Origin of the sequence: Pseudomonas rhizozeae (genome assembly GCF_031583775.1) — a bacterium.
Taxonomy (GTDB): Bacteria; Pseudomonadota; Gammaproteobacteria; order Pseudomonadales; family Pseudomonadaceae; genus Aquipseudomonas.
In genome coordinates, this window is sequence record NZ_JAVLSB010000062.1 from 1 (window position 1) to 4,929 (window position 4,929).

At 62.3% G+C, this 4,929-nt stretch carries 4 protein-coding genes; all 4 read left to right on the forward strand.

The window, feature by feature from the left end:
* Positions 1 to 24 precede the first annotated feature (24 nt).
* The 4 genes from RG836_RS22370 to RG836_RS22385 all read left to right on the forward strand — a co-directional run bounded on the left by RG836_RS22370 (position 25) and on the right by RG836_RS22385 (position 4,694).
* Complete coding sequence (locus RG836_RS22370) at positions 25 to 660, forward strand: RluA family pseudouridine synthase (protein ID WP_007940846.1); 636 nt, start codon at positions 25 to 27, stop codon at positions 658 to 660.
* A gap of 197 nt (positions 661 to 857) precedes the next feature.
* The gene (locus RG836_RS22375) at positions 858 to 2,147 is read left to right on the forward strand and encodes a M18 family aminopeptidase (RefSeq protein WP_310849655.1); all 1,290 of its coding nucleotides are present in this window, start codon (positions 858 to 860) and stop codon (positions 2,145 to 2,147) included.
* Positions 2,148 to 2,279: 132 nt separating this feature from the next.
* Positions 2,280 to 2,456 carry a hypothetical protein gene (locus tag RG836_RS22380; protein ID WP_310849656.1) on the forward strand — a complete coding sequence of 59 codons (177 nt, stop codon included), beginning with the start codon at positions 2,280 to 2,282 and terminating at the stop codon, positions 2,454 to 2,456.
* 78 nt (positions 2,457 to 2,534) lie between these two features.
* On the forward strand, positions 2,535 to 4,694 hold the full coding sequence (locus tag RG836_RS22385; protein WP_310849657.1) for a mechanosensitive ion channel family protein: 2,160 nt from the start codon (positions 2,535 to 2,537) through the stop codon (positions 4,692 to 4,694).
* Positions 4,695 to 4,929: the final 235 nt, after the last annotated feature.

The following is a 4,929-nucleotide window of genomic DNA, read 5'->3' on the forward strand; positions in this document are numbered from 1 at the left end:
GGCGTTTGTTACGAGGCTGTTTTAATGCCGCTGTCCAATATCCGCATCATCCACCAGGACGCCGCCGTGCTGGTGGTCGACAAACCCACCCTGTTGCTTTCCGTGCCCGGCCGGGCCGACGATAACAAGGATTGCCTGATCACCCGCCTGCAAGAGAACGGCTACCCGGAAGCCCGCATCGTGCATCGGCTGGATTGGGAAACCTCGGGCATCATCCTGCTGGCCCGCGACCCGGACACTCACCGCGAGCTGTCGCGGCAGTTTCATGATCGCGAAACCGAAAAAGCCTACACCGCGTTGTGCTGGGGGCAACCGGAACTGGACAGCGGCAGCATCGATTTGCCATTGCGCTACGATCCGCCGACCAAACCACGGCACGTGGTGGACCACGAATTCGGCAAACACGCGCTGACCTTCTGGCGCGTGCTCGAACGCTGCGGCGACTGGTGCCGGGTCGAACTGACGCCAATCACCGGCCGCTCGCATCAGTTGCGCGTGCACATGCTGTCGATCGGGCATCCGTTGCTGGGCGACGGCCTCTACGCCCACCCGCAAGCCCTCGCCGCCTGGCCCCGCCTGTGCCTGCACGCGAGCATGCTGAGCTTCACCCATCCGCAAAGCGGCGAACGCCTGCGCTTCGAGTGCCCGGCGCCGTTCTAATAGCCACGGCAATACCCTGTGAAATCTAACTCTTGTGGTGAGGCCGCTTCGCAGCCTGACGGGGGCAAGCCCCCTCACCACAGGCTTCCTCCAGGCCACCGGTAAGCCACCAGACCACATTAATCTTCATGTACCTGCGGTTCGGCGCGCGCCGCACTTTGCGGTAAACTCCCGCCCATTGCTGTCTGGAGCTTCTTATGCGCGAAGAGTTGAACCAAGGCCTGATCGATTTCCTCAAGGCCTCCCCTACCCCGTTCCATGCCACCGCCAGCCTGGTGCAGCGCCTCGAAGCGGCGGGTTACCAGCGTCTCGACGAGCGCGAGCCGTGGACCACCGAGGCCAATGGCCGCTACTACGTCACCCGCAATGACTCCTCGATCGTCGCCATCAAACTCGGCCGCCACTCAGCGCTGCACGGCGGCATTCGCCTGGTCGGCGCCCACACCGACAGCCCGTGCCTGCGGGTCAAGCCGCAACCGGAACTGCAACGCCAGGGCTTCTGGCAACTGGGCGTCGAAGTCTATGGCGGCGCGTTGCTGGCGCCGTGGTTCGACCGCGACCTGTCCCTCGCCGGCCGCGTGACCTTCCGTCGCGACGGCAAAGTCGAAAGCCAGTTGATCGATTTCAAAGCGCCGATTGCGATCATTCCCAACCTCGCCATTCACCTGAACCGCGAAGCTAACATGGGCTGGGCGATCAACGCGCAGACCGAATTGCCGCCGATCCTCGCGCAGTTCGCCGGTGATGAGCGGGTCGACTTCCGCGCCGTGCTAACCGATCAACTGGCTCGCGAACACGGCCTGAACGCCGACGTGGTGCTGGATTACGAACTGAGTTTTTACGACACCCAAAGCGCGGCGGTCATCGGCTTGCATGGCGACTTCATCGCCGGCGCGCGCCTGGATAACCTGCTGTCGTGCTACGCCGGCCTGCAAGCGCTACTCAGCGCCGACACCGAGGAAACCTGCGTGCTGGTGTGCAACGATCACGAAGAAGTCGGCTCGACCTCGGCGTGCGGCGCCGATGGCCCGATGCTTGAACAGACCCTGCGGCGCTTGCTGCCGGAGGGCGATGAATTCGTGCGCACGATTCAGAAGTCGTTGCTGGTCTCGGCGGACAACGCCCACGGCGTGCATCCCAACTACGCCGAGAAGCACGACGCCAACCACGGCCCGAAACTCAACGCGGGCCCGGTGATCAAGGTCAACAGCAACCAGCGCTATGCCACCAACAGCGAAACCGCCGGGTTCTTCCGCCACCTGTGCATGGCCGAAGAAGTGCCGGTGCAGAGTTTCGTGGTGCGCAGCGACATGGGCTGCGGCTCGACCATCGGCCCGATCACTGCCAGCCACTTGGGCGTGCGCACCGTCGACATCGGCCTGCCAACCTTTGGCATGCACTCGATCCGCGAACTGTGCGGCAGCCACGACCTGGCGCATTTGGTCAAAGTGCTGAGCGCGTTTTACGCCTGCAAAGAACTGCCCTGACCCACCTGTGGTGAGGGCGCTTGCTCCCTCACCACAACCGCTCTGTGACCACAAAAGCTATACGCCAACAAGCCACCCATCGCACAAAACCGACCTAGACTTAAGTCATCCCCTTCGACAAGGCTGTCGCTCATGATCTCGATGTCTTCCTTCCACGCCATGCTGATCCCGATTCTGACCGGGATGATCCTGCTGGCCGTCGGCTTCAACTTCCGCGACAAAAATGCCGGTGTGTTCACCATGTGGGTCGGGATGATGATGATTCTGGTCACTGTGGTGTACAAAATCCTCGCCAAACTCAACGAATAAAAGCTAGCCCTGCCCTCGCATTGATTTTGGCGCGCTCGTACACTCGGGCGATTCGCTTTTCCCGAGGTTGACTGCCCAGTGTTTGCCCGTCTGTTTGCCCTGCCTTTGTTGTGCCTCGTTTGCCTGCTGACGTTGCTGCCGTTCACGTCCGCTGAGGCAGTCAGTTTGCCGGGTCTGCTCAGCAGCTCGGAAAAAACCCAGCCGCAAGCCCAGGAACCCTTGGGGCAATCCCTCGACGAGGTGATCAAGTCCCTGGAAAACGACCAGCAGCGCGCCAAGTTGCTGGCCGACCTGAAGAAATTGCGCGATGTCACCAACAAAGCCACGCCACCCGCCGACGAAGGCGTGCTGGGCCTGATCGGCGGCACCCTGGCCCGTTTCGAAAAACAATTCACTGGGCTCGACAGTCCGCTGACCCGCTGGTCCGCCGAGTTCGACCTGGCCAAGGATGAATTCGCCGCGCTGATCATGCCGGCCAATGAATGGCTGCCGGTGATCTTCGGTTTCGCCATCATCCTGATGGTCTGGAGCTTGCTGGCGGCCGCGCTGATCTGGCTCGGGCATCGCGTGCGCATGCGTTTCGGCCTCACCGAAGAACTGCCGCAAAATCCCAGGGCCCTGGACATGCTGCGCTTCGCCCTGCGCAAACTCGGGCCGTGGCTGATCGCCTTGGTGATGACGGTCTACATGAGCTACGTGCTGCCGTCGTCGTTGGGCAAAAGCCTGGCGATGGTGCTGGCCTACGCGCTGGTGGTCGGCACCTGTTTCTCGGCGATCTGCGTGATCGCTTTCTCCGTGCTCGACGGCCCGCACCGCCATCGCGCCCTGTACATCCTGCGCCACCAGGCCTTCCGGCCCCTGTGGCTGATCGGCAGCTTCGCTGCGTTCGGCGAGGCCTTGAGCGATCCACGCCTGGTCGCCAGCCTCGGCAGCCACTTGGCGCACACTGCCGCCACCGTGGCCAACGTGCTCGCGGCACTGTCCACCGGGCTGTTCATCCTGCGCTTCCGCCGCCCGATCGCGCATTTGATCCGCAACCAGCCGCTGTCCCGGCGCCTGACCCGCCGGGCACTGAGCGACACCATCGATATCCTCGGCACCTTCTGGTACGTCCCGGCCCTGGTGCTGGTGGCGATCTCACTGTTCGCCACCTTCGTCTCGGCCGGCGACACCAGCACCGCGCTGCGGCAGTCGCTGATCTGCACGGTGTTGCTGGTGTTGTGCATGGTGATCAACGGCCTGGTCCGCCGCCACGCGCTAAAACCGCAACGCGGGCCGAAGCGTCACGCCCTGTACTCGGATCGCCTGAAAAGCTTCTTCTATACCCTGGCGCATTTATTCGTCTGGCTGGTGTTCATCGAACTCGGCCTGCGAGTGTGGGGCATGTCGCTGATCCGCTTCACCGAAGGTGAAGGCCACGAAGTCAGCGTCAAACTGTTCAGCCTTGGCGGCACACTGATCTTCGCCTGGCTGATCTGGATCCTCAGCGACACCGCCGTGCACCACGCCCTGACCCGCTCGCGTAAAGGCCTGGCCAATGCCCGCGCGCAAACCATGATGCCGCTGATCCGCAACGTACTGTTCGTCGCGATATTCATCATCGCGCTGATCGTCGCGCTGGCGAACATGGGCATGAACGTCACGCCACTGCTGGCCGGCGCCGGCGTAATCGGCCTGGCCATCGGCTTCGGCGCGCAATCGCTGGTGGCCGACCTGATCACCGGGTTGTTCATCATCATCGAAGACTCACTGGCCATCGACGACTACGTCGACGTCGGCGGCCACCTCGGTACCGTCGAAGGCCTGACCATCCGCACCGTGCGCCTGCGGGACATCGACGGCATCGTCCACACCATCCCGTTCAGCGAAATCAAAAGCATCAAAAACTACTCCCGGGAATTCGGCTACGCCATCTTCCGCGTCGCGGTGCCGTACAACATGAACATCGACGAAGCGATCAAACTCATGCGCGAAGTCGGCCAGAAGATGCGCACCGACCCCCTGCAACGCCGCAACATCTGGTCGCCGCTGGAAATTCAAGGTGTCGAGAGTTTCGAATCCGGCAGCGCCGTCCTCCGCGCCCGCTTCAAGACTGCGCCGATCAAACAATGGGAAGTGTCGCGGGCGTTCAACTTGTCGCTAAAGCGCCATCTCGATGAAGCCGGGCTCGACCTGGCGACGCCGCGGATGAGCGTGCAAGTCATCACGGCCGGGGGTGAGGGGCAGAAAGAGGCGTGAGGGATTTGTGGAGTGGCTGGGAGTGAGCGGTCGGCTGGTAGAGCGCATTCGCGAGCAGGCTCGCTCCCACAATTTGGATTTGAGTACATCCACAAGATAATGGCTGGCTGGGAGACCGTCATCGCTGGCAAGCCAGCTCCCACAGTCATCGCGCACATCCACAAAATTGCGTACACCCTCAGGTCGAGTGTCAGCTCGCCGCGCTTTTGATCTTGATCTTGATCTGGCTTTTGAT